Origin of the sequence: Hasllibacter sp. MH4015, assembly GCF_020177575.1 — a bacterium.
In the GTDB taxonomy this organism is placed as follows: domain Bacteria; phylum Pseudomonadota; class Alphaproteobacteria; order Rhodobacterales; family Rhodobacteraceae; genus Gymnodinialimonas.
Window position 1 is genome coordinate 3,568,752 of record NZ_JAHTBK010000001.1, and the last position, 21,690, is coordinate 3,590,441.

Annotated in this window: 25 protein-coding genes; 16 read left to right on the forward strand and 9 right to left on the reverse strand. The window is 65.4% G+C overall.

Annotated elements, in window-relative coordinates:
• Window position 1: 1 nt before the first annotated feature.
• Complete coding sequence (locus KUW62_RS18165; RefSeq protein ID WP_224816868.1) at window positions 2-451, reverse strand: hypothetical protein; 450 nt, start codon at window positions 449-451, stop codon at window positions 2-4.
• Between the two features lie 126 nt (window positions 452-577).
• Here KUW62_RS18165 and KUW62_RS18170 point away from each other — a divergent pair, with 126 nt between their 5' ends.
• Complete coding sequence (locus KUW62_RS18170; protein ID WP_224816869.1) at window positions 578-1,198, forward strand: outer membrane lipoprotein carrier protein LolA; 621 nt, start codon at window positions 578-580, stop codon at window positions 1,196-1,198.
• A gap of 3 nt (window positions 1,199-1,201) precedes the next feature.
• Here the strand turns inward: KUW62_RS18170 and KUW62_RS18175 are convergent, their stop codons facing one another.
• A complete protein-coding gene (locus KUW62_RS18175; RefSeq protein ID WP_224816870.1) occupies window positions 1,202-1,777 on the reverse strand; it encodes a lytic transglycosylase in 576 nt (191 codons plus the stop codon).
• Window positions 1,778-1,868: 91 nt separating this feature from the next.
• A complete protein-coding gene (locus KUW62_RS18180) occupies window positions 1,869-2,756 on the reverse strand; it encodes an AEC family transporter (RefSeq protein ID WP_224816871.1) in 888 nt (295 codons plus the stop codon).
• Between the two features lie 88 nt (window positions 2,757-2,844).
• On the opposite strand from KUW62_RS18180, the gene hspQ reads away from it, so the two are divergent.
• Window positions 2,845-3,171 carry a heat shock protein HspQ gene (gene hspQ / locus KUW62_RS18185; protein ID WP_224816872.1) on the forward strand — a complete coding sequence of 109 codons (327 nt, stop codon included), beginning with the start codon at window positions 2,845-2,847 and terminating at the stop codon, window positions 3,169-3,171.
• A 73-nt stretch (window positions 3,172-3,244) separates the two neighbouring features.
• Here the strand turns inward: hspQ and KUW62_RS18190 are convergent, their stop codons facing one another.
• Both KUW62_RS18190 and KUW62_RS18195 read right to left on the reverse strand, forming a co-directional pair.
• Window positions 3,245-3,859 carry a phospholipid-binding protein MlaC gene (locus KUW62_RS18190; protein WP_224816873.1) on the reverse strand — a complete coding sequence of 205 codons (615 nt, stop codon included), beginning with the start codon at window positions 3,857-3,859 and terminating at the stop codon, window positions 3,245-3,247.
• A complete protein-coding gene (locus KUW62_RS18195; protein ID WP_224816874.1) occupies window positions 3,849-4,688 on the reverse strand; it encodes a VacJ family lipoprotein in 840 nt (279 codons plus the stop codon). Before KUW62_RS18195 ends, KUW62_RS18190 begins: the two co-directional genes overlap by 11 nt.
• A gap of 171 nt (window positions 4,689-4,859) precedes the next feature.
• Between KUW62_RS18195 and KUW62_RS18200 the strand changes: the two genes are divergently transcribed.
• The 7 genes from KUW62_RS18200 (at window position 4,860) to KUW62_RS18230 (ending at window position 11,761) form a co-directional block, all read left to right on the forward strand.
• Entirely contained in the window at window positions 4,860-6,593 is a 1,734-nt protein-coding gene (locus tag KUW62_RS18200) for a type I secretion system permease/ATPase (protein ID WP_224816875.1), read from the forward strand.
• Entirely contained in the window at window positions 6,590-7,897 is a 1,308-nt protein-coding gene (locus KUW62_RS18205) for an HlyD family type I secretion periplasmic adaptor subunit (protein WP_224816876.1), read from the forward strand. The genes KUW62_RS18200 and KUW62_RS18205 overlap by 4 nt, the downstream gene beginning before the upstream one ends.
• Before the next feature lie 94 nt (window positions 7,898-7,991).
• A complete protein-coding gene (locus tag KUW62_RS18210) occupies window positions 7,992-8,459 on the forward strand; it encodes a RidA family protein (RefSeq protein ID WP_224816877.1) in 468 nt (155 codons plus the stop codon).
• On the forward strand, window positions 8,456-9,226 hold the full coding sequence (locus tag KUW62_RS18215) for a glycerophosphodiester phosphodiesterase family protein (RefSeq protein WP_224816878.1): 771 nt from the start codon (window positions 8,456-8,458) through the stop codon (window positions 9,224-9,226). The genes KUW62_RS18210 and KUW62_RS18215 overlap by 4 nt, the downstream gene beginning before the upstream one ends.
• Window positions 9,227-9,369: 143 nt before the next feature.
• On the forward strand, window positions 9,370-10,551 hold the full coding sequence (locus KUW62_RS18220; protein ID WP_224816879.1) for a GNAT family N-acetyltransferase: 1,182 nt from the start codon (window positions 9,370-9,372) through the stop codon (window positions 10,549-10,551).
• A complete protein-coding gene (locus KUW62_RS18225; protein ID WP_224816880.1) occupies window positions 10,551-10,847 on the forward strand; it encodes a 4a-hydroxytetrahydrobiopterin dehydratase in 297 nt (98 codons plus the stop codon). Before KUW62_RS18220 ends, KUW62_RS18225 begins: the two co-directional genes overlap by 1 nt.
• Window positions 10,848-10,867: 20 nt before the next feature.
• The gene (locus KUW62_RS18230) at window positions 10,868-11,761 is read left to right on the forward strand and encodes a mechanosensitive ion channel family protein (protein ID WP_224816881.1); all 894 of its coding nucleotides are present in this window, start codon (window positions 10,868-10,870) and stop codon (window positions 11,759-11,761) included.
• Between the two features lie 45 nt (window positions 11,762-11,806).
• On the opposite strand, the gene KUW62_RS18235 is transcribed toward KUW62_RS18230, so the two are convergent.
• Complete coding sequence (locus KUW62_RS18235) at window positions 11,807-12,295, reverse strand: peroxiredoxin (protein WP_224816882.1); 489 nt, start codon at window positions 12,293-12,295, stop codon at window positions 11,807-11,809.
• Between the two features lie 80 nt (window positions 12,296-12,375).
• Between KUW62_RS18235 and KUW62_RS18240 the strand changes: the two genes are divergently transcribed.
• From KUW62_RS18240 to yaaA, 5 genes are all read left to right on the forward strand, one after another.
• Window positions 12,376-13,584, forward strand: a complete 1,209-nt coding sequence (locus KUW62_RS18240; RefSeq protein ID WP_224816883.1) for an NAD(P)/FAD-dependent oxidoreductase — start codon at window positions 12,376-12,378, stop codon at window positions 13,582-13,584.
• A 38-nt stretch (window positions 13,585-13,622) separates the two neighbouring features.
• A complete protein-coding gene (rsmD, locus tag KUW62_RS18245; protein ID WP_224816884.1) occupies window positions 13,623-14,180 on the forward strand; it encodes a 16S rRNA (guanine(966)-N(2))-methyltransferase RsmD in 558 nt (185 codons plus the stop codon).
• Window positions 14,177-14,836 (forward strand): HAD family phosphatase, encoded by a 660-nt coding sequence (locus KUW62_RS18250; protein ID WP_224816885.1) that lies wholly within the window; start codon window positions 14,177-14,179, stop codon window positions 14,834-14,836. The genes rsmD and KUW62_RS18250 overlap by 4 nt, the downstream gene beginning before the upstream one ends.
• 103 nt (window positions 14,837-14,939) lie before the next feature.
• Window positions 14,940-17,000, forward strand: coding sequence for a DNA helicase RecQ (gene recQ / locus KUW62_RS18255; protein WP_224816886.1), 2,061 nt, complete (start codon window positions 14,940-14,942; stop codon window positions 16,998-17,000).
• Window positions 17,001-17,043: 43 nt separating this feature from the next.
• The gene (yaaA, locus tag KUW62_RS18260; protein ID WP_224816887.1) at window positions 17,044-17,820 is read left to right on the forward strand and encodes a peroxide stress protein YaaA; all 777 of its coding nucleotides are present in this window, start codon (window positions 17,044-17,046) and stop codon (window positions 17,818-17,820) included.
• Window positions 17,821-18,022: 202 nt separating this feature from the next.
• Here the strand turns inward: yaaA and KUW62_RS18265 are convergent, their stop codons facing one another.
• Both KUW62_RS18265 and KUW62_RS18270 read right to left on the reverse strand, forming a co-directional pair.
• Window positions 18,023-18,319 (reverse strand): DUF1244 domain-containing protein, encoded by a 297-nt coding sequence (locus KUW62_RS18265; protein WP_224816888.1) that lies wholly within the window; start codon window positions 18,317-18,319, stop codon window positions 18,023-18,025.
• Between the two features lie 25 nt (window positions 18,320-18,344).
• On the reverse strand, window positions 18,345-19,094 hold the full coding sequence (locus KUW62_RS18270) for an N-formylglutamate amidohydrolase (RefSeq protein WP_224816889.1): 750 nt from the start codon (window positions 19,092-19,094) through the stop codon (window positions 18,345-18,347).
• 153 nt (window positions 19,095-19,247) lie between these two features.
• Between KUW62_RS18270 and pyk the strand changes: the two genes are divergently transcribed.
• Both pyk and KUW62_RS18280 read left to right on the forward strand, forming a co-directional pair.
• Window positions 19,248-20,696, forward strand: coding sequence for a pyruvate kinase (pyk, locus tag KUW62_RS18275; protein WP_224816890.1), 1,449 nt, complete (start codon window positions 19,248-19,250; stop codon window positions 20,694-20,696).
• Window positions 20,697-20,927, forward strand: a complete 231-nt coding sequence (locus KUW62_RS18280) for a hypothetical protein (RefSeq protein ID WP_224816891.1) — start codon at window positions 20,697-20,699, stop codon at window positions 20,925-20,927. It abuts the gene before it with no gap.
• A 13-nt stretch (window positions 20,928-20,940) separates the two neighbouring features.
• Here the strand turns inward: KUW62_RS18280 and KUW62_RS18285 are convergent, their stop codons facing one another.
• A complete protein-coding gene (locus KUW62_RS18285) occupies window positions 20,941-21,543 on the reverse strand; it encodes an exopolysaccharide biosynthesis protein (protein WP_224816892.1) in 603 nt (200 codons plus the stop codon).
• Between the last annotated feature and the right edge of the window lie 147 nt (window positions 21,544-21,690).

A 21,690-nucleotide genomic window follows, 5' to 3' on the forward strand; every position in this document is an offset into this window, starting at 1 on the left:
GTCAGACGCGCCGCGCGACCGGATAGGTGCGGACTGGATGGCCATCCACCTCGAATGCAAGCGGCGCGCCCGTGGCGGGATGTCGCCAGGCGAAGACGTTGGTTGCCGTGCCGGCTTCCAGGCGCTGCACTCCCCGCCCGCCATAGGCCGACACGGCCCATCGTTCGCCGTTGAATTCGGCGTAGATCGTATAGGAAGTGCTGTCCGAGCTGTCGTCGACCTCCACCGTCGCGCGCACCGGAACCTTTTCCCCGTTCCGGCGGGCGGCGACGGCACGAAAACCGTGGCGGATGGCCAGCACGGAACACAGAATCAGGATGCCACCCATCCCCAGTAGCGCCGCGCGCACCATGATCGGTGGCGTTTCGCCCCACAGCAAGAACGGCGCGATGGCAATGCCGATGAACGTCAGCCCGATGACCAAACCCAATATGCCCGCGATCGCCGCCATGTCCGTTCGTCCCCGTGCGTGTCCGGATCACGATGATCTGAAGCCCGAATTTTCGGCACTGTTATCGCATAGCGCGCCACTGCGTCCTATATCTTGGGTAAGCAATTCGAATCAGAGAGAAATCCGATGCCGATTACACGCCGCGCTCTTCTCGGCGCCACCGCCGCGGCCACGTCCGCCTCGCTTCTTGGCGTACGGGCCGCCCATGCGAATGCGATCCCCCTGGGTCAGCTTTCCAGCTATCTCAACAGCATCCAGACGGCTGAAAGCCCGTTCACACAGATCAATTCCGACGGCACAGTGTCCACCGGAACCGTCTACATTCACAGGCCCGGACGGGTGCGGTTCGACTATGACGGCGACGATTTGATGGTCATGGCCGGCGGCGGGCAGGTGGCGATCTTCGATGGCCGCGCGTCCGGTCCGCCCGAGCAATATCCCCTGCGTGAGACGCCGCTGAGGATCATTCTCCAGCGCAACGTCAATCTGGGCCAGTCGGGCATGGTGTCGGAGCATTCGTTCGACGGCACGTCGACCCGCGTGGTCGCGCGTGACCCGGAGCGCCCGAATATCGGGACGATCACGATGGTCTTCACCCCCAATCCGATCGAATTGCGGCAATGGATCATCACCGATGAAGGCGGCGCGCGCACGACAGTCGTTCTTGGGGCGTTGGAGCAGGGCGGGTCGATCCCCGCGCGCTACTTCTCCATCCCGCAGGAAATCACCGCGCGCAACGGCGGCTGAACCTCAGCACGACGTTAGCTGCATCCGATACCGCTCGGCCCGCTGTTCCACGCGGGTCGCGACATCCAGCAGCCACGGCTTCGAGTTGTAGCTGCCGCGCGCATAACCGGTATGGCCCTCGTGATAGGCGAGGTATTGGCGCCGCGTATCGTCAAGCGCCACGCCGTTCCGCTCCAGCGTCAGGTTCATGTACCAGCCCATGAAATCGGTCGCGTCGTCGATATCGGTGCGGCGGGCGCGGGGCCGCCCCTCGGCATCCTGGTATTCCTCCCACGTTCCGTCGAGCGCCTGGGAATAGCCGATGGCCGAGCTTTGCCGCCCCATCGGGATCACGCCGAGCGCATAGCGGAAGGGCGGGCGAATATCGCCGTCGAACCGGCTTTCCTGATGGATGATCGCCATTTGCACATGGACGGGAATGTTCCACCGCCGCTCGGTCCGGCGCATGGCTCGGCCGTAATGGGGACGCTCACGCAGAAGCGCGCAAGCATCGTCCAGATTGCGGGGGGAGTCGAATTCCCGCGACCCACACGCCGCGAGAGAGGCCACAAGGCCCAGGGAAAAACTACGTCGATACATTGGCCTGCTCTGCCTCTGGTGTGTCGCGATTTCACGACGTTTGGGCGGCACTATAGCGGAAACTTATCCACAGGAAAACCGGTGGATTGCCTTAGTGTTGCAGGAGAAACGACAATGTGACCGGAAGGGCCGCAATCGCAAGCAGCGTGGAGACGACGACAAGCCCCGCCACCGCGTCGGGGTCCGCCTTGTACCGCTCCGCCAGGAGGTAGGAGGAGACGCCGACCGGCGTGGCCAATTGCAGCACGAGGATGGAGAAGGCGACGCCCGTCAGACCCGTGGCAAGGCCCACGCCGGCGGCGATCACCAGGCCGATGGCCAGCTTCGCGGCAGACAGGCCCAGGGCCGGCAGAACGTTTGCGGGTTTGAGGCGTGCCACCGCCGCGCCAAGGGTCAGAAGCATCAGGGGAATGCCCAACTGCCCCATCAGCCCAAGGGAGTTCATCGCGACCTCGGGCGGGGTCCAATCCACGATAAGGCAGATCACGCCCAGGACGGAGGCCCAGAGGATCGGCTCCCGAAGGACGCGGGCCGGATTGGCGGCGCCCGCAACCATCCAGAGCCCGACCGTGAACATCGCTATGGCCATGATCGCGAAGACCACGACGGCAAGGCCAAGCCCCACATCCCCGAAGGCGAAAAGCGCCAGCGGCAGGCCCAGATTGCCGGTATTTCCGAAGGTCAGCGGCGCAAGGTAGCCGCGCAGGCTGAGGCGCAGGGCCTTCACGATGCCAAAGGTGACAAGGGCAACCAGGGCATAGGACAAGGCCGCCGCGATGCTGAGTGCGGCAAGTGCGCCCGGCTCGATCCGCGTGCCGACAAGGGCGGTGAAGATCAGGCAGGGCACCGCGAAAGTCATGGCAAGCCGGGTTACGAATTCCGTCGGATACTCGTATCCCAGCCGCACCCAGGCAAAGCCCGCCGCACCAAGGACAAAGACCGGCGCGGTGATCTCCAACACTGTCAGGGCGAGGTTCACAGACTGTTTCCCTTGAATCCGGAGGGTTGGCATGGACAAACCCGGGGCGGGTTCGGTAACACCTGTGCCTAATTCCGGGGGCCAAGCCATGCGTGAGACGCAAGCAAAATACAATATCGGGCAAGTCGTGCGGCACCGGAAACATCCGTTTCGCGGCGTGGTGTTCGACATCGACGCCGAATTCTCGAACACCGATGAATGGTACGAGGCGATCCCCGAAGAAGCGCGTCCATCCAAGGAACAGCCCTTCTATCACCTGCTCGCCGAGAACGATCAGACCTATTACGTCGCCTACGTGTCGGAACAGAACCTTGTCCCCGACCATACCGGGGAACCGGTGGGCCACCCGGATGTGCCGGATCTGTTCGGTGAATTCCGGGACGGGCATTACCCGCTGGAATATCAGTTGAACTAGGGCGTCACGGCGCCCTTGTGCCGAGCATGGCCGGGCGGATCAGGACAGCGCGCGTTGATGTGCAGCAGACGGATCAGGCGAGCGTGCGCAGATGTGCGGTCAGCGCGTCGATATCGCCGCCCCTTGCCTCCAGCATCGCGCCGATCTCCGTCCGCTCCGAAATCATCAGGTTCACGCCTTCGATGATCAGGTTGAAGAACAGCGGGCGCCCCGATCCGTCGGAGACCAGCCACCGCAACTCGAACGGCGATTCACCGCGCATGTTGACGGTCGTGATGACCTCGAAGAACGACCGCACCGGGCGCGCATCGTTGACCACGATGGACCCGCCGATGAATTCCCGGAAGCGCCGCCCGTACTTGGCCGAGAAATATCCCTGGAACGCATCAGTGAAGGCGCGCATCTGGCCGCTGCTGGCGGACCGGGCCGATGGCCCGAGGACGGATCGCGCGATGGTCGGCACGTCGGCATAGGTGCGGAAAATGCGGGCCATTTCAGGCAGGACCGCGGCTTCGGACGCGCCCGAGGCGATGACCCGGTTCACATCGGCCACGGCCGCCTCCACCAGCGCGCGGGCCTGGTTGGCGTTCAGGGCGTGGGCCTGTCGGGGAAGAAGCGGAAGGGCGCACCCGGCCAAAGCGGCGGACAGGAACGAGCGGCGGCGGAATGAAAGGAGGTTATTGGGCATAGGGGTCAAAATAAGGATCCGAATAAGGGTCATAGGTGGGGTCTGCGGCGACTGCGGCGGCGTCCGATGCGGGATCACCCGAGGCATAGGGATCCTCGTAGGTGGCGGCGGGCCCACCCAGCTCGAACCGGCGCTGTTGCAGGTAGAGCGAGCGGAGCTGCGCGTAACTGTCGGCACTCTCGTAAAGGACGCTGTCGATGGTCGTGTCGAATTGATACCGCGAATCCAGTCCCGCGGCCACGCTTGTCGCGGTCAGGTAGGTGCTTTCGGGGGGCTGGACGTAGTGGCGCAAAGGGTTGAGCGCGAAGTCGACCACCATGCCGACCGTGTCGCGCGTGGTGGAGGGGCCAAGGACCGGGTGGACGACGTAATCGCCCTCTCCGAAGCCGTAGATATGCAGCGTCTCGCCGAAATCGGTCGCTTCCTCCGGCACGCCAAGGGCCGTGGCCGGATCGAACAGGCCGCCAATGCCGATCGTGGTATTGATCGCGAAGCGCAGCGTGTTTTGCGCCGCATCGCCCAGGCGCAGCTGGAGGATGTTGTTCACCACGTGGCTTGGCTGGCTGAGGTTGGAGGCGAAATTCGATATGCCGGTGCGCACCCTTTCCGGCACCCCGTCGCCATAGGCATCGGCGGTCGGGCCAAGCACGGCGCGGTCCAGCGACAGGTTGAACTGGTGCGCGGCGCGGTTGCGCGCCTCATCCGCATCGGTGATCTGGTCGCCGGGGGGCAGGGTGGCGGGGCCACAAGCCGCAAGCGACAGGGCAAGCGCGGCCACGGCAGCGCGCCGCACATGCATCGTCACGGGTAGCTTCTGGATGGCAGACACGTCTTCTTCCCCACTCTACCGGACCGCGATGGCAGCGCCGTCCGATGCACCGTTTGTTAAAGACTACAGGCGCATGTAAGGAATTGGCACCCCCTTGCTACATCAGCAGGTGGTCGGCTAGTGTCAAGCGGTTGGTCCACCCCGCCCGCGTTCCGGAGAGCTTTTGCCGAGATGAGCCAACACGCCCCCGTCAAATCGGACGAATTGGACGCATTCCGACGTCGCAATGGCTGGATCCTGTGGTCCATCGCGCTGTTCAGCCTGTTCGTGAATGCCCTGATGATGACCGGCCCGTGGTTCATGTTGCAGGTCTATGAACGGGTGCTCGGATCGGGCAGCGAGGAGACGTTGTTGTCGCTCTCGATCCTGACCGCGTTCCTGTTCGCGATGATGGGCGTTCTGGATTTCGCGCGCGCCCGGGTTGCGGCGCGCTACGGCGCTCGGTTGCAGGACGCGCTCGACGGACGCGTGTTCCGGGCCGCGTTGTCGCGGGCGCAACGGACCGGGCAGGCGGAATCGGCTTTGGGCGATCTGACGGCGGTGCAACGGCTCACGGCGTCCCCGGTGTTCATGTCGCTGTTCGATCTGCCTTTCACGCCATTGTTCATCGTGGCGATCTTCATATTCCATCCCTGGCTCGGCTGGATGGCCCTCGGCGGGGCGGCGCTGCTGATCGTGATCTCGCTCGTGAACCGCACCACGACCAAGCGACCCTTGGCGGAGGCGTCGGGCGCCAACCGCTCCGCCGACCGGATGGCCGCGGAAATGCAATCCCAGGCGGAGGCGATCCGGTCGCTTGGCATGCAGAAGACCGCGTTTTCGCGCTGGAAAAAGCAGCGGGGGGAGGCATTGGATGTGTCGATCCGCGCCGCCGACCGCGTGGGCGGATTTTCGACGCTGTCGAAGACCCTGCGCCTGTTCCTGCAATCGGCGATCCTGGGCCTTGCGGCCTACCTCGTGCTGCGCGGCGAATTGCGGGCGGGTGCGATGATCGCCGGCTCCATCCTTCTGGGCCGCGCACTGGCACCCATCGACATGGTGATCGGCCAATGGTCCATGGTGTCGGAGGCGACGCGCGGCTGGCGCGCGCTCAAGACCTTGCTGGCGGAGGAGGCGGAGGAGCGTCCGCGCCTCGACCTGCCGCGCCCTGCGGCGGCGTTGGAGGTCAGCTCCCTGTCCGTCATCCCGCCCGGCGAAAGCAAACCGGCCCTGCGCGGCGTTTCCTTCGGCCTCAATCCGGGGGAGGCGATTGGCATCATCGGCCCCTCGGGTTGCGGCAAGTCCACATTGGCGCGCGCCATCATGGGGCTCTGGCCGATCGCGGCGGGCAATATCCGGCTCGACCGGGCATCGCTGGACCAATACGACCCCGACACCCTCGGCCATCTGATCGGCTACCTGCCCCAGACGGTGAGCCTGTTTGACGGCACGATTGCGGAGAATATCGCCCGCCTCGACCCCAACCCCGACGGGGAGGCGGTGACCAATGCCGCCCGCGCCGCGGCGGTCGACACGATGATCCGCGCGCTGCCGAAAGGGTATGACACGCAAGTCTCCCGCCTTGGCCCACGCCTCTCGGGCGGGCAGGTGCAGCGGGTGGGGCTGGCCCGCGCGCTCTACGGTGATCCGGTGTTGCTGGTTCTGGATGAGCCCAATTCCGCGCTCGACCACGAAGGGTCGGAGGCGCTGAACCGGGCCGTCACCGCGATGAAGGAAAGGGGGCTTGGCGTGCTCATCATGGCCCACCGCCCCAACGCGATCGAGGCCTGTGACAAGCTTCTGGTCCTGAAAAACGGCGCGGTGCAGGCTTTCGGGCCCCGTGACGAGGTTCTGGAAAAGGTCCTGCGCAACCCGCAGCAGGTGCAGCAGGTCACGCGCAATCGGGCATCGGGGGGGCTGTCATGAGTGATCGGTCCAAGCCGTCCTGGTCCGTGCGCCGCCCAATGTGGCTGGGTCTGCTCGCGCTGCTTGTCCTGGTGGCTGGGTTCGGCGGCTGGTCGGTCTCCACCACGCTGTCGGGCGCAGTCGTCGCCTCCGGCCAGATCGAGGTGGATCGCAACCGCCAAGCGATCCAGCATCCCGAAGGCGGGGTCGTGGCGGAACTTCTTGTAGATGAAGGCGACCGCGTGGCGGAGGCGCAGATCCTCGTCCGCCTCGACGCGTCCGGCCTGACCTCGGAACTGGCGGTCGTGTCCAGCCGTCTGGCCGAAGCGCAGGCCCGCCGCGCGCGGCTGGAGGCGGAGCGCGACGATGAGGACGCGATCACCTTCCCCGCCTCCCTCACCGATATCGCCGGGCAGGACGCGGAAATCGCGGATTTCATGCAAGGCCAGACGAACCTTTTCGACGCCCGCGCCACGTCGCTTGCCCGGGAGGAGGAGCAATTGCGCGGCCGCATCACCCAGGTCGAAGCGCAGGTGACGGCCCTGCAAGCGCAGGAAGACGCGCTGACCGAACAGATCGCGCTGGTGGAGGAGGAGTTGGTCCGCCGCACCGATCTGCTGGAACGCGGGTCCGGGACGCGCGAACCGGTCGTGCGTCTGCAACAGGAACTCGTGCAACTCCGCGGCTCCCTGGGCGAGGTCATGGCGGGCCGCGCGGAATCCGCCGAACGCATCATCGAGACGGAACTGGCGATCCTGCAACTCCGCACCGACCGTCGGGAACAGGCGATTTCGGAATTGCGCGAATTGCGGGTGTCGGAACAGGAATTGCTGGAACGCCGGGGCGAATTGACCCGCCGCATCGACCGGCTGGAATTGCGCGCGCCGGTCGCGGGCACGATCCACGGCCTCACCATCTTCGGCGCGCGATCCGTCCTGCGGCCCGCCGATCCCTTCGCCTACCTCGTGCCGGAAGGTCGCCCCCTCGTCATTTCCGCCCGTGTGCCCGCCATCGACGTGGATCAGGTTTTCGTGGGCCAGGTCGTGTCCCTGCGCTTCCCCGCCTTCGATCAGCGCGACATGCCCGAGATCACGGGAGAGGTCAGCCAGGTTTCCGCCGATGCGTTCACCGATGAGGTCAGCGGCAGCAACTTCTACCGGGCGGAGATTTCCATGGCAGAGGATCAGGCGATCCTTCTGGGCGACCGCGTGCTGGTCCCCGGCATGCCGGTGGAGGCGTTCATCAGGACGGAAGATCGCACACCCCTGGCTTACCTGCTGGAACCGTTCTCGGCCTATTTCAACCGCGCCTTCCGCGAAAGCTGACGCACCGCGCGCGCCGGGCGCGCCGACCCCCTTTCCCTCCCCCAAGCGCGGGCTTACGGTCGCGGACAACGGAACTGCCCGGAGGGAGAGTAAGATGAGCGGACAATTCGAAGCGCGACTGGCGGAGATGGGCGTGAGCTTGCCCGAAAGCATGGCACCTGCGGCCAATTACGTACCGTTCGTGCAGGTGGGCGATACGCTTTATGTGTCGGGCCAGATCTCCATGGAGAACGGCCAGATGATGACCGGCAAGGTCGGCGCGGACCTGAGCGTGGAGGATGGCGCGGCGGCAGCGCGGGTCTGCGCGATCAACCTGCTCAGCCAGGTGAAGGTGGCCTGCGGCGGTGATCTGGACAAGCTGGTGCGCGTGGTTAAGTTGACCGGCTTCGTCAACTCGACCCCAGATTTCGGCGACCAGCCCAAGGTCATCAATGGCTGCTCGGATTTCCTGGTGGAAGCGCTGGGCGATGCGGGTCGCCATTCGCGCTCCGCCGTCAGTGCGGGCGCGCTTCCGTTCAACGTCGCGGTGGAGATCGAGGGCATCTTCCAGATCGCCCCATGAGCCCGTCGCTCCCGCCGATCTTCCTTGCTGCGCCGCTGGCCCATCGCGGCCTGCACAACCGGATGCAGGGCATCATCGAGAACAGCGCCGGGGCCGTGCGGGCCGCCGTCGCGGCCGGTTACGGGATCGAGATCGACGTGCAACTCACCTCCGACGGGGCGGCGATGGTGTTCCACGACGACCGGCTGGACCGGCTGACCGGTGAAAGCGGTCCGATCCGGGGATGGGCGTCCCGCGATCTATCGAAAATTCGCCTGACCGGGTCGGAGGAAACCGTGCCGACCCTGCCGGAGGTTCTGGCCATCGTCGCGGGGCAGGTGCCGCTATTGATCGAGTTGAAGGACCAATCGGGCGGCACGGGATCAGCCCCGGACGAATTGGAACGCGCGGTCGCCAAGGCGCTGGACGGCTATGCCGGTCCCGTCGCGGTGATGTCGTTCAATCCCCACATGGTCGCCAACCTTGCCAAACGTGCGCCATTGGTGCCGCGCGGGATCACCACCGACGGCTACGGGGAGAAGGAATGGCCCGACCTGGCTGCCGACACGCTGCAACAGCTGCGGGAGATTGCGGCCTTCGATACGGTGGGGGCGAGCTTCATCAGCCATGATTGGCACGACCTGTCGGCCCCCCGCGTGCTGGACCTGAAGGCGCAGGGCATTCCCATCCTGTGCTGGACGGTGAAAAGCCCCGCGGATGAGGTGCAGGCCCGCCGGGTCGCCGACAACATCACGTTCGAAGGCTACCTTCCGGGGGCCGCCGCCTGAGATCGCTGTCGCCGGGGGAATGGTGGCTCTAGCTTCCGCCATCGCACCGGCACCGCGCAATCCTGGCGCGGCGTCGCCCGGATTGACCCCGGCGGCACGCACCCCATCTACTGACACATCACCGCAGCAGGAGCAGCCCCGTCGTGGATGGCGAAACCCAGATCAGCATAGATGTGCTGTCGAGCCTGTCGCAGGTCGATGCGCGCGATTGGGATGCCTGCGCCTGCCCCGAAGACGGGCGGCCCATGGACCCGTTCACGACCTATCGTTTCCTTGACGCTTTGGAGCAATCGGGATCGGTCGGGCCGGGGACGGGTTGGCAACCGCGCTATCTCGTGGCGCGGCTGGACGATCAGGTGATCGCCTGCGCGCCGATGTATGCCAAGGGCCATTCCCAGGGCGAATACATTTTCGATCACAATTGGGCCCACGCCTACGAGAATGCGGGCGGCGAATATTACCCGAAGCTGCAGATCGCGGCACCCTTCACGCCCGCCACGGGGCGGCGGTTCCTGACCCGTCCGGGGTTCGAGACGACGGGGATGTCCGCGCTGGTGCAGGGCGCCGTGCAACTGGCGGCGGACAATGATGTGTCGTCGCTGCATGTTACCTTCTGTACGGAGGATGAGGCACTGGCCGGTGAGCAGATCGGATTGATGCGCCGTTGGTCGCAGCAGTTCCACTGGATGAACCACGGCTACGCCGATTTCGACGCCTTTCTCACCACGCTGTCCAGCCGCAAGCGCAAGAACATCCGCAAGGAACGTGCGCGCGCACAGGATTTCGGCGGCGAGATCGTCTCCCTGACCGGCGATGACCTGCGGCCCGAGCATTGGGACGCCTTCTGGCGCTTCTATCAAGATACCGGTGCGCGGAAATGGGGCACGCCCTACCTGACGCGCGACTTCTTCGACATCGCCCACCGGACCATGGCCGATGACATGCTCCTGTGCCTGGCGCTGCGCGACGGACGGCCCGTGGCCGGCGCGCTCAACTTCATCGGGCGCGAGACGCTCTTCGGGCGCTATTGGGGCTGTGTTGAGGATCACCCCTGCCTGCATTTCGAGCTTTGCTATTACCAGGCCATCGACTACGCGATTGCCAACGGCCTTGACCGGGTGGAAGCGGGCGCGCAGGGAACCCACAAGCTGGCGCGCGGTTACATGCCGGTGGCGACCCATTCGCTCCACTGGGTGCGGGACCCGGGTTTCGCCGAGGCGATCGGACGCTACCTGATGGCCGAGCGCGACGCGGTCGATGAAGAGATCGAAGTGCTGACGAAATACGGGCCGTTCAAACGCGCCCATGTGGAGGAACAGGAATAATGGCACAGAAACTGAGCGGCGCGGCACGCGACGACGCCCTGTCAAAGCTGGCCGAGGCCGGATGGACCCAGACGGACGGGCGCGACGCGATCGAGAAGCGCTTCACCTTCAAGGATTTCACGCAAGCCTTCGGCTGGATGACCCAGGTGGCCATTATCGCCGAGAAGATGGACCACCACCCGGAATGGTCCAACGTCTACAAGAACGTGGACGTGACGCTGACCACCCATGACGTGGACGGGTTGTCCGAGCTGGACGTGACACTGGCGTCCCGCATGGACGCGCTGGCCGGCTGATCCGGACCGGGGGAACGACGATGAATCTCGAGAGTATCCTGAATACCGAAATCGCTGCGGGCACGACCATCGGCGACATCTTCACGGTCGAATTCCTGGCAAGCCTTCTGGGCGACGTGGTCCTCGCGATCCTGATCCTTCTGATCGCCGTCGCCATCTCGGGCTGGGTCAAGCGGCGCCTGCGGCTTCTGGGGGAACGGCACGCGCATCTCGATGACACGCTCTTCGTGTTCCTGGGCAATATCGCGCGCTACACGATCCTCGCCTTCGCGCTGTTATTCGTGCTCAACACGTTCGGGGTGCAGACGACCTCCATCATCGCGGCGCTGGGGGCGGCGGGCGTGGCCATCGGCCTTGCTCTGCAAGGCACGCTCTCGAACGTGGCCGCCGGGATCATGCTAATCCTCTTCCGGCCCATCAAGATCGGTGATTTCGTCGAGGTGGGCGGAGAGATGGGGACCGTCCGGAACATCTCGCTCAACATGACGGAGCTGGCCAGCATCGGGAACGTGCAGATCTTCGTGCCGAATTCCGATGTCTGGGGCAGCGAGATCAAGAATTATTCCGGCTACCCCACCCGCCGGGCCGAATGGACCTTCGGCGTGGGCTACGGCGCGAACCTGGCACAGGCGGAAAAGATCATCCGCGACGTGCTGGCCGAGGATGACCGCACCCATGCGACGCCGGAGCCGTGGGTACAGGTCAACAATTGGAACGACAGCTCCGTCGACTTCCTGGTCCGTGCCTGGGTCGGCCAGGGCGAGTATTGGGATTACCAGGCTGACATCAAACGCAAGCTGAAAGAGGAGTTCGACGAAAACGGCATCGACATTCCGTTCCCCACGCGCACGGTCGTCCACGACAATGCACCGATCCGGCTGGCGGCAAATCCGCAGCAGGACGCGGCGGAATAAATCTGTCGCGTGGAAGGCCCCCGCAAGGGCCTTTCACCGCCCGACTCAGATCGCTTCGAGCAGGGTCTCACCCGCGGACACGTCGCAGACGCCGGGGCCTTCCTCCAGGTTCATCACCTTCACCACGCCGTCCTCGGCATACATCGCGTAGCGGCGCGACCGGTCGTAGAACCCCACCGGTTCCGCCGTCCAGTTCATGCCGATCGCCTTGGTGAACTCCGCCGATGCATCGCCCAGAAGCGTAATGCCCGCCGCCTTGCCGCCGGTACTGTCACCCCACGCATCCATGACGAACGGATCGTTGACCGACACGCAGATCACCTCGTCCACGCCCTTCTCGGCAAACCCGTCCATATTGCGCACGAAACTGGGCATATGGGCCGATGTACAGGTGCCGGTATAGGCACCGGGAAGGCCGAAGATCGCGACCTTGCGGCCCTTGGTCAGGCTGTCCATCTCCACCTGCTCGGGCCCGTCGGCGCCGATCCGAAGGAGGGTTGCGTTGGGCAATGTGTCGCCTGCGGAAATGGCCATCTGAGTGTCTCCTGACGCTTGTTGTTTGGCTTGCCCCGCATATAGGGTCCGCGGGACGAAGGCCAAGCGGGAAGACCATCATGGACAAGATCATCGTTGTCGGCGCCGGGCAGGCGGGGGCGTCGTGCGTGGCGAAATTGCGGGCGGAGGGGTTCGAGGGCGCGATCACCCTGATCGGGGAGGAGCCGGTTCCACCTTACCAGCGGCCACCGCTTTCCAAGGCGTACCTGCTTGGCGAAATGGAGTTGGAACGCCTCTTTCTGCGGCCGGAGGCGTGGTACGGCGAGAACGGGATCGACCTACGCATGGGCGCGAAAGTCGATGCCGTGGATGCAGCGGCCAAAACCGTCAGCGTCGGGGGGGAGATGCTTGAATACGACGCGCTGGTGCTGGCCACAGGATCCACCCCGCGCCGTCTGCCTGCCAATATCGGCGGTGATCTGGCCGGTGTTCACGTGGTGCGCACGCTGGCGGACGTGGATGCGATGGCGCCCGAGGTGACGGCGGATCGCCGGGCCCTGATCGTCGGTGGCGGCTATATCGGGTTGGAGGCCGCCGCCGTCGCCCGCAAGCGCGGCATGGACGTGACCCTGATCGAAGCCGCCCCGCGCATCCTCGGTCGGGTCGCGGCGCCTGAGACGGCGGATTATTTCCGCGCCCTGCACGAAGGCCACGGAGTCAAGATCCTCGAAGGGATCGGCCTGACCTGCCTGAACGGCGTGGACAATCGCGTGGTCGGCGCGATCCTGTCGAACGGGGAAGAGCATCCCTACGACATGGTGATCGCGGGCATCGGCATCCTTACCAACGATGCACTGGCCAAGATGGCCGGTGTGACACTCGACAACGGGATCGCCACGGATGCCCATGGGCGCACGTCCGATCCGTCGATCTGGGCGGCGGGCGATTGCGCCTCGCTTCCGTTCGGGGGTGTCCGTATCCGGCTGGAATCGGTCCAGAACGCGATTGATCAGGCGGAAGCGGTGGCCAAGAACATCCTCGGCGCGGATCAGGACTATCTGCCGAAGCCGTGGTTCTGGTCGGACCAGTACGATGTCAAATTGCAGATCGCGGGTCTGAACATGGGCTATGACCGCGTGGCCGTGCGCGATGGCGGTGCCGCCCGGTCCCATTGGTATTACGAGGGCGATCGGCTTCTGGCCGTCGACGCGATGAACGATCCGCGTGGCTACATGATCGGCAAGCGCCTGATCGAGGCAGGGAAATCCCCGTCGGCGGAGGTTGTGGCCGACCCCGAAAGCGATCTCAAGGCGCTGCTGAAGGCATGAGGCCCCGTGCATGAGGCTCCGAGCATGAGGCCCAGGCCATGAGGATCGTCGGCGGACGCTGGCGCGGCAAGAAGCTCGCGGATGTGGGCGACGGGGATGCCAAGGCGCATCTTCGCCCCACGACCGACCGCGTCCGGGAGAACCTTTTCAACCTTCTGACCAACGGCCGCGCCGGCGACCTGGTGACGGGCACGCGCGTGCTGGACGTCTTCGCGGGCACCGGCGCGCTGGGGTTGGAGGCGCTCAGCCGCGGCGCGGTGCAGGCGACCTTCGTGGATAACGGGCGGGCCGCGCGCACGCTCCTGCGGGAAAACATAGCGCTTTGCGCGGCGCAGGGTCTCACCAAGGTCTTCCGCAAGGATGTGCACCAGATCGGCCCGGCGCGCGACGCCTGCGACCTCATCTTCCTCGACCCGCCCTATGGAAAGAGCCTTGGCGAGAGCGCCCTAACCGTATTGTCGGACAACGGCTGGATCGCGCCGGGCGCTACTGTCGCGTGGGAAGAAGCCCATGCCCCCATTGTCCCCGCCCCGTTCCAGGTGCTCGACCAGCGCAGCTATGGCCAGACCACCCTGACGATCCTGAGGCATCCATGACACCCGCCCTCGTCATCTTCGATTGCGACGGCGTGCTTGTGGATTCGGAGCCGGTATCGAACCAGGTCACGGTCGATACACTGGCGGATATGGGCATTCACCTGTCCCTCGCCGAAGTGATGGACATGTTCGTCGGCAAGTCCATGGCCCAGGTCGCCGCCGGGGCCCGCGCGATGGGCGCACCCCTGCCCGGCACCGATGCGGACTGGATCGAGACGCTCTACGCCGAAACCTACGCCCGCCTGCGCACGGGCGTGGATCCGATCCCCGGCGTCACCGCCGTCCTCGATGCATTGGACCGCGCCGGCATTCCCTACTGCGTCGCGTCCAACGGCTCCGACGAGAAGATGGACATCACCCTTGGCGCAACCGGCATGGCCGCCCGGATGGCGGGCAAACGCTTCTCCGCACACGCGCTCGGCACCTCCAAGCCGGACCCGGACCTGTTCCTTATCGCCGCGCGGCACATGGGCGTGCCCCCGCACCGCGCCGTGGTGATCGAGGACAGCCCGTCGGGCGCATTGGGGGCAGAGCGCGCGGGCATGGCCTGCTTCGGCTTTGCGGCCCATGGCGCTGGGGCGGATCTGGCCCGACACGGCGCGCAGGTCTTCCACGACATGACGCAGCTTCCTCATCTGATTGGTGTGCCAAACTAATCCACAGAAACCGCATCTTGTGGGTCTTGTTTACCGAATCTCAATATGGGACGTTCACCCAATAACGAGCACTTGAATAAAATCCGACAGGCTGCCCCGAACGATGTTGGTCGAACACCCCGACACATCCGCGTTGCTGAAATCCACCTTCGGCTTCGATGCCTTCCGCCCCGGCCAGGCGGAGATTGTGGAGGCTGTGGCCTCGGGCAAGAACGTGCTCGCGATCATGCCGACCGGCGGCGGCAAATCCCTGTGCTTCCAGTTGCCCGCGCTTCTGCGCGACGGCGTCACCGTCGTGATCTCTCCGCTCATCGCGCTGATGCGCGACCAGGTCCGCGGCCTGCGCGAAGCGGGGGTGGAGGCGGGCGCGCTGACCTCCGGCAACACGCAAGAGGAAACCGATGCCGTCTGGACCGGCCTTGAGGAGGGCACGCTGAAACTTCTCTACATCGCGCCCGAACGCCTCGCTTCCTCCGGCACCGAACGGATGCTGTCCCGCGCGGGCGTCAGCCTGATCGCCGTGGATGAAGCCCATTGCGTCAGCCAGTGGGGCCACGATTTCCGCCCCGATTACCTGCGCATCGGTGCCCTGCGCCGTGCATTGGGCGTACCGCTGGCCGCCTTCACCGCGACCGCCGATGCCGAAACACGGGCCGAGATCTGCAATCGCCTGTTCGATGGCGACCCGCCGGAGACGTTCCTGCACGGCTTCGACCGCCCGAACCTCTCGCTCGCCTTCGAGGTCAAGAACCAGCCGCGCCAGCAGATCCTCAGCTTCGCCGCCGCGCGCAAAGGGCAATCCGGCATCGTCTATTGCGGCACGCGGGCCAAGACCGAAACGCTGGCGCAGGCGCTGCGAGCGGCCGGACACAGCGCCTGCCACTACCACGGCGGGATGGAGGCCGAGGATCGGCGCATTGTCGAAGGACGCTTCAACACCGAAGACGGCCTCATCGTCTGCGCCACGATCGCCTTCGGGATGGGCGTGGACAAGCCCGACATCCGCTGGGTCGCCCATGCCGATCTGCCCAAGTCGATCGAGGGCTATTACCAGGAAATCGGCCGCGCGGGCCGCGATGGCGCTCCCGCCGACACGCTGACGCTTTACGGCCCCGACGATATCCGTTTCCGCCGCCAACAGATCGACGAAGGCCTCGCGCCGCCGGACCGCAAGTCGGCCGATCACGGGCGGCTCAACGCGCTTCTCGGGTTGGCGGAGGCGCAGGGATGCCGCCGCGAAGTGCTGCTGGGCTATTTCGGCGACGATGCCGGTGATTGCGGCAATTGCGACCTGTGTGAGAAACCGCCCGAACTCTTCGACGCCTCCGTCGCCGTGCAAAAGGCACTCTCCGCCATGTTGCGCACCGGTGAATATTTCGGCGCGGGCCATTTGATCGACGTGCTCCTGGGCGCGGAGAATGACAAGATTCGCCAGCGCGGCCACGATCGCCTGACGGTCTACGGGATCGGAACCGAGTTCGACAAACGCGGCTGGCAGGCCGTGTTCCGCCAGATGATGGGCCGCGACCTGATCCGCCCCGACGCCGAACGCCACGGGGCCTTCCGCATGACCGACGTCGCGCGCCCGATCCTGCGCGGTGAGGCGTCGATCACGCTCCGCCGCGACACGATCACCAAGGCCCCCCGCCGCCCCGCCGTGAAGATGCTCGTCTCCGAAGAAGACGCGCCGCTGATGTCCGCGCTCAAGGCCAAGCGCCGGGCGCTGGCGGAAGAGGCGCGCGTGCCGGCCTATGTCATCTTCACCGACAAGACCCTGATCGAGATGGCGGAAAAGCGCCCCGATACGCTGGACGCGATGGCGCGGATCTCCGGCGTCGGCGCGACGAAACTGGAACGCTACGGCGCGGCCTTTTTGCAGGTCATCACCGGCGATGCGCCCGACCCCCTCCACCCCGCGCGCCGCGCCCTTGCGGGACGGGAGGCGGGGGATGTCTTCGACCGGCTGATGGAAGTGCAGCAGGAGTTGATGCGCGGCGATGACGGGGCGGGCAAATACCTCTCCGTCACCCATTCCACCCTGCGCAAGATCGCGGAACGCAAGCCCGGCTCCCTCGATGACATGGCGCGGATCAACGGGATGGGCGACCGGCAGGTGGACCGCTTCGGCGAAGCGTTCCTCGATGTGCTGCGTGAGGCTGGATAAGCGCGCGCCGCCCCTTACATCTGCCCGAACAGGAGGACCCGCCATGCTGACCGTGATTTCCCCCGCCAAGCGCCTCGACTGGACGGCGCGCGACGTGCAGACGACGATGCCCGCGTTCCAAGACGATGCCGTGACGCTGGCGCGGGCGGCCAAGCAGCTCAGCCAGAAGGACCTGCGCAAGCTGATGGATATCAGCGCGGACCTGGCCAAGCTCAATGCCGACCGGTTCAAGGTGTTCGAGGACGCGCCCGAGGGCGAGCGCCCCGCCGCCCTGGCCTTCGCGGGCGACACCTATATGGGGTTGGAGGCCGCGTCGCTGGATGCCGACACGATGGATTATGCCCAGGATCACCTGCGCATCCTGTCCGGGCTCTACGGCCTCCTGCGCCCGCTCGACGCGATCCGGCCCTACCGGCTGGAAATGGGAAGCCGTCTGAAAACCCGCAAAGGTCCATCGCTGTATGCCTATTGGGGCCCGCGCTTGGCCGAGGCGCTGTCCGAACACGCGCGCGCAATCGGAACCGACACGCTCGTGAACTGCGCCTCCGTCGAATATTTCAGCGCCGTCGACGAACGCGCCCTCACCCTCGACATCGTCACCCCGCAATTTTTCGAGGACAAGCCGGGCGGCCCCAAGATCGTCAGCTTCTTCGCCAAGAAAGCGCGCGGCGCGATGGCCCGCTTCATCCTCGAACGCCGACTGACGACACCCGATCAGATCCTCGATTTCGACATCGGCGGCTACACCCACGTCCCCGACCTCAGCGCGCCGGGCAAACCCGCCTTCCTCCGTGCCGAGGCCGCCTCCGCCGCCGCCTGACACCACGCCCTGTCTTCCATGTGCCAAAAATATGCCGGGGGGAGCTTGCGGTCCTTAAGGGCCGCAGGCGGGGGCAGCGCCCCCATGCGGATTAAGAAATGGTAAACGCAATCACGATTGTACCGTGAAATCAGAGGGATAACCCCCGGTTGCACGCGTGCAACCCTGCGAGGAGAGCCGCAAGGCTCGACGAGGGGGGGCCTCAGTGCTCCGGCTTCGATGCCTCGAACTTAGCCTTCTGGTCGTCGCTCGCCTCGGTCTGGTATTTCGCCTTCCACTCCGAATACGGCATCCCGTAGACGACCTCCCGCGCGGCCTCCTTGTCCATCTCCAGCCCCCGCGCGGCGGCCTCTTCCTGGTACCAGCGGCTCAGGCAGTTCCGACAGAACCCGGTCAGGTTCATCATGTCGATATTCTGCACGTCGCGGCGTTCATCCAAATGCGCCAGCAACCGCCGGAACGCGGCGGCTTCCAACTCGGTCTTCGTCGGCTCGTCCATCGGCACTCTCCCCATATGCTTCGTGTCACAGGTCGGCATGGACCCGCGCCGCGTCAAGAAGCGTGGCAAGCCGTTTGCCCCACGCCTCCTGCGCCTCCGCCGTCTCGATCAGGTCGTTGCGGACCTCGATGAGCACGTGAAGGCGGCCCGGCTGCACCCCGTGCCGGTCCATCGCATCCCCGGGCAGGTGGCCGGAATAGGGCTCGTTGTCACCCACGCACAGATCGGGCTCCGCGTTCAGCCGCGCCAGAAGCGGATAGGCCAGCCGCGTGTCCCCGGCATAAAGCACGGCCACGTCCCACGGCCTCGGCGCGCGCCCCCTGAATTGCCGCGTGAAGCTGTGGATCGCCACGAGGATCGGATCGTCCCGCCCCTCGATCAGGCCCCGAAGCGCCGCGTGGTAGGGCCGGTGGAACCGGTTCAACCGCCGCTCGATCTCCGCCGCGCTCGCCCCGCGATTCGCCGGAATGATGGAGCCGTCGTAGATCTGCATCAGGAGGGTCGGATCATCTTCCCCCCGGTTCGGGTCGATCACCAGCCGCGAAAACCGCGACAGGGCCACCGGCGCGTCCAGGGCATCGGCCAGCGCGCGGGCGACCCCCGCCGCCCCGACATCATAGGCGATGTGCCGCGCCATGTCGGCGGGCGGCAGGCCCAGATCGCCGTCCGCCACGTCCCCGGGCACGCGGTTGGAGGCGTGATCGCAGGTGATCACCCAGCGCCCCTTGCGGTCCGCCCCGATCACTTCGACCGCGTCGCTGTTCTCAACACTCATGTGGTCCGCATCCCCAATTTCCCGTCCTGACGTAAATGGCGCTGATCCCGTTGGCCAGAGCGGTAGCCGGTTGTTTGGCCCGGTTTTTTGGGTCAATAGGGGGCGGCGCGCGCTTTGGTAGCGCAAACACCGGCGACAAGGGGACCTGAACACATGAAACGCGATCGCAACGTCAAAATCGTGGCCACCCTCGGGCCGGCCTCAAACGACTACGACATGATCCGCGCGTTGCATGAGGCCGGGGCAGACGTGTTCCGCCTGAACATGTCCCACGGCGACCATTCCGAGATCGCGCAGCGCCACGCCTGGATCCGCCAGATCGAGGTTGATCTGGGTCGTCCCATCGCGATCCTCGCCGACCTTCAGGGGCCAAAACTGCGCTGCGGCGTGTTTGACAATGACGAGGGGTACGATCTGGAGGTGGGCGCCGCATTCCGTTTCGATCTGGACGATGCGCCGGGCGATCAGACCCGCGTGCAATTGCCCCATACCGAGATTTTCGAGGCGTTGGAGCCCGGCGCAACCCTTCTGGTCAATGACGGCAAGATTCGCGTCAAGGTGCTCGACAACGGCAAGGATTTCGCGAATTGCGAGGTTCTGGCGGGGGGCCGCATCTCCAACCGCAAGGGTGTGAACGTGCCCGACGTGGTGCTGCCCTTGGCCGCCCTGTCGGACAAGGACCGCAAGGACCTGGAATTCGTGTGCGAATTGGGCGTCGACTGGCTCGCGCTCAGCTTCGTGCAACGCCGCGAGGACGTGGAGGAGGCGCGCGACCTCGCCAAGGGCCGCGCCGCGATTCTGTCGAAGATCGAAAAGCCCGCCGCCGTGGCGAATTTCGATGAAATCCTGGATGCGTCCGACGGCATCATGGTCGCACGCGGCGACCTGGGGGTGGAACTGCCGGTGCAGAACGTGCCGCCGATCCAGAAACGCCTGGTCCGCAAGTGCCGCAACGTGGCCAAACCGGTGATCGTGGCGACCCAGATGCTGGAATCGATGATCGAGTCGCCCATGCCGACCCGGGCCGAGGTCTCGGACGTGGCCGCCGCCATCTACGAGGGCGCGGATGCGGTGATGCTCAGCGCGGAATCGGCGGCCGGTGATTTCCCGATCGAGGCCGTGACCACGATGAACAACGTAGCGGTGGAGGTGGAAAACGACCCCACCTATCGCAATATCATCGAAGCCTCCCGCGGGGGAGAGAAGGAGACCGTCGCCGATGCCATCGTGTCCGCCGCGCGCGAGATTGCGGAGACGACGAATATCAAGGTGATCTGCTGCTTCTCGGAAAGCGGGAGCACTGCGGCCCTGACGGCCCGCGAACGGCCCAATGTGCCGATCCTGGCCCTGACGTCCCGTCAGGCCACGGCGCGGCGTCTATGCCTGACCTGGGGCTGCCATTGCGTGAAGGTCGGGGCGGTCGGGCGCTTCAAGGAGGCGGTCGTGAACGCGGTCCGCGCCGCCACGGAAGAGAAGCTGGCCGATACGACCGACCTGATCGTCGTGACGGCGGGCGTGCCGTTCGGGCAATCGGGCTCCACCAACATCCTGCGGATCGCGCCTTGTGACGAAAGACTGATCTACGCGTCCGAGCTGGAATAGGTGGAGGTCACGCCGGATATCCTTCTGGTGATCGCCACGATTGTCGGAATCTTCTCGTTCTCTTCCATCGTGGCGGGATGGACGGTGCGGCGCTGGCCGATCTTGGCGCTGATCTCGTTCCTGATCGCGGCGGGCCTTTTTGCCTATGTGCATGTGGAACTGACCGACGGCATCGTGCCCCTCGACATTCCCAATGCGTTTATCACGGTCGCGGCGCGTATCCTGAACTGAGCGGACCAGCGCGTTACAGCACCCGGTAGATCAGCCAGGCCACCCCGGCATAGGGCACGAGGCCCAGGACGATCACCACGCCGTCCCGGGACAGCATCCCAAGGGCCAGGATCGCCACGCCGATGCCGACGACCGAGGATGAAAACGGCACGAATTCCAGCGCGGGCATCATCAGGCCGGACACCAGGCACACCAGTTGCGGTATGAAGATCAACGGTCGGTGCGACACGATGCGAAATCGCTGCGCCGTGCGCGCGTCGATCCACACCGCGATCGGGCGCAGGCGAGTGAAGGCGGCCTTGAGGCGCTTTCCGGTGATCTGGCGGGCGAGAATCCAGTCCGGCAACCACAGGTGCCGCCGCCGCGCCAGCATCTGGGCAGACACGAGCGCGATGAAAATCCCCATCACCGACGAAAATAGCGGTATCCCGCTGAGCGGCGTGGCCACCGCGATGGCCGGCAGAAGCAGAACCGGCGTGAAACTGGCCCGCCCGAAGGATTGCAAGATGGTGCGGATATCCGTCACCTCGTCTCGGGCAGCGTCCAGCACCCGGTCGATGATCTCTGGCAGGGAGGCGGGCGGCGTTTCGTCCCGGGAAGGGTGCAGTTCACTCATCCACCGGCACCTATGCGGTGCGGCGCGGTTCATCAAGTGGTCCGATGCGACGCTTGCCCCTTGCCAGTTGGGACAATTGGCTTTATGCGGCACCTCTCTAACGGTGCGTCCGGCCTAAAACGGCATGCCGCTGCGCGCCTGAACCAC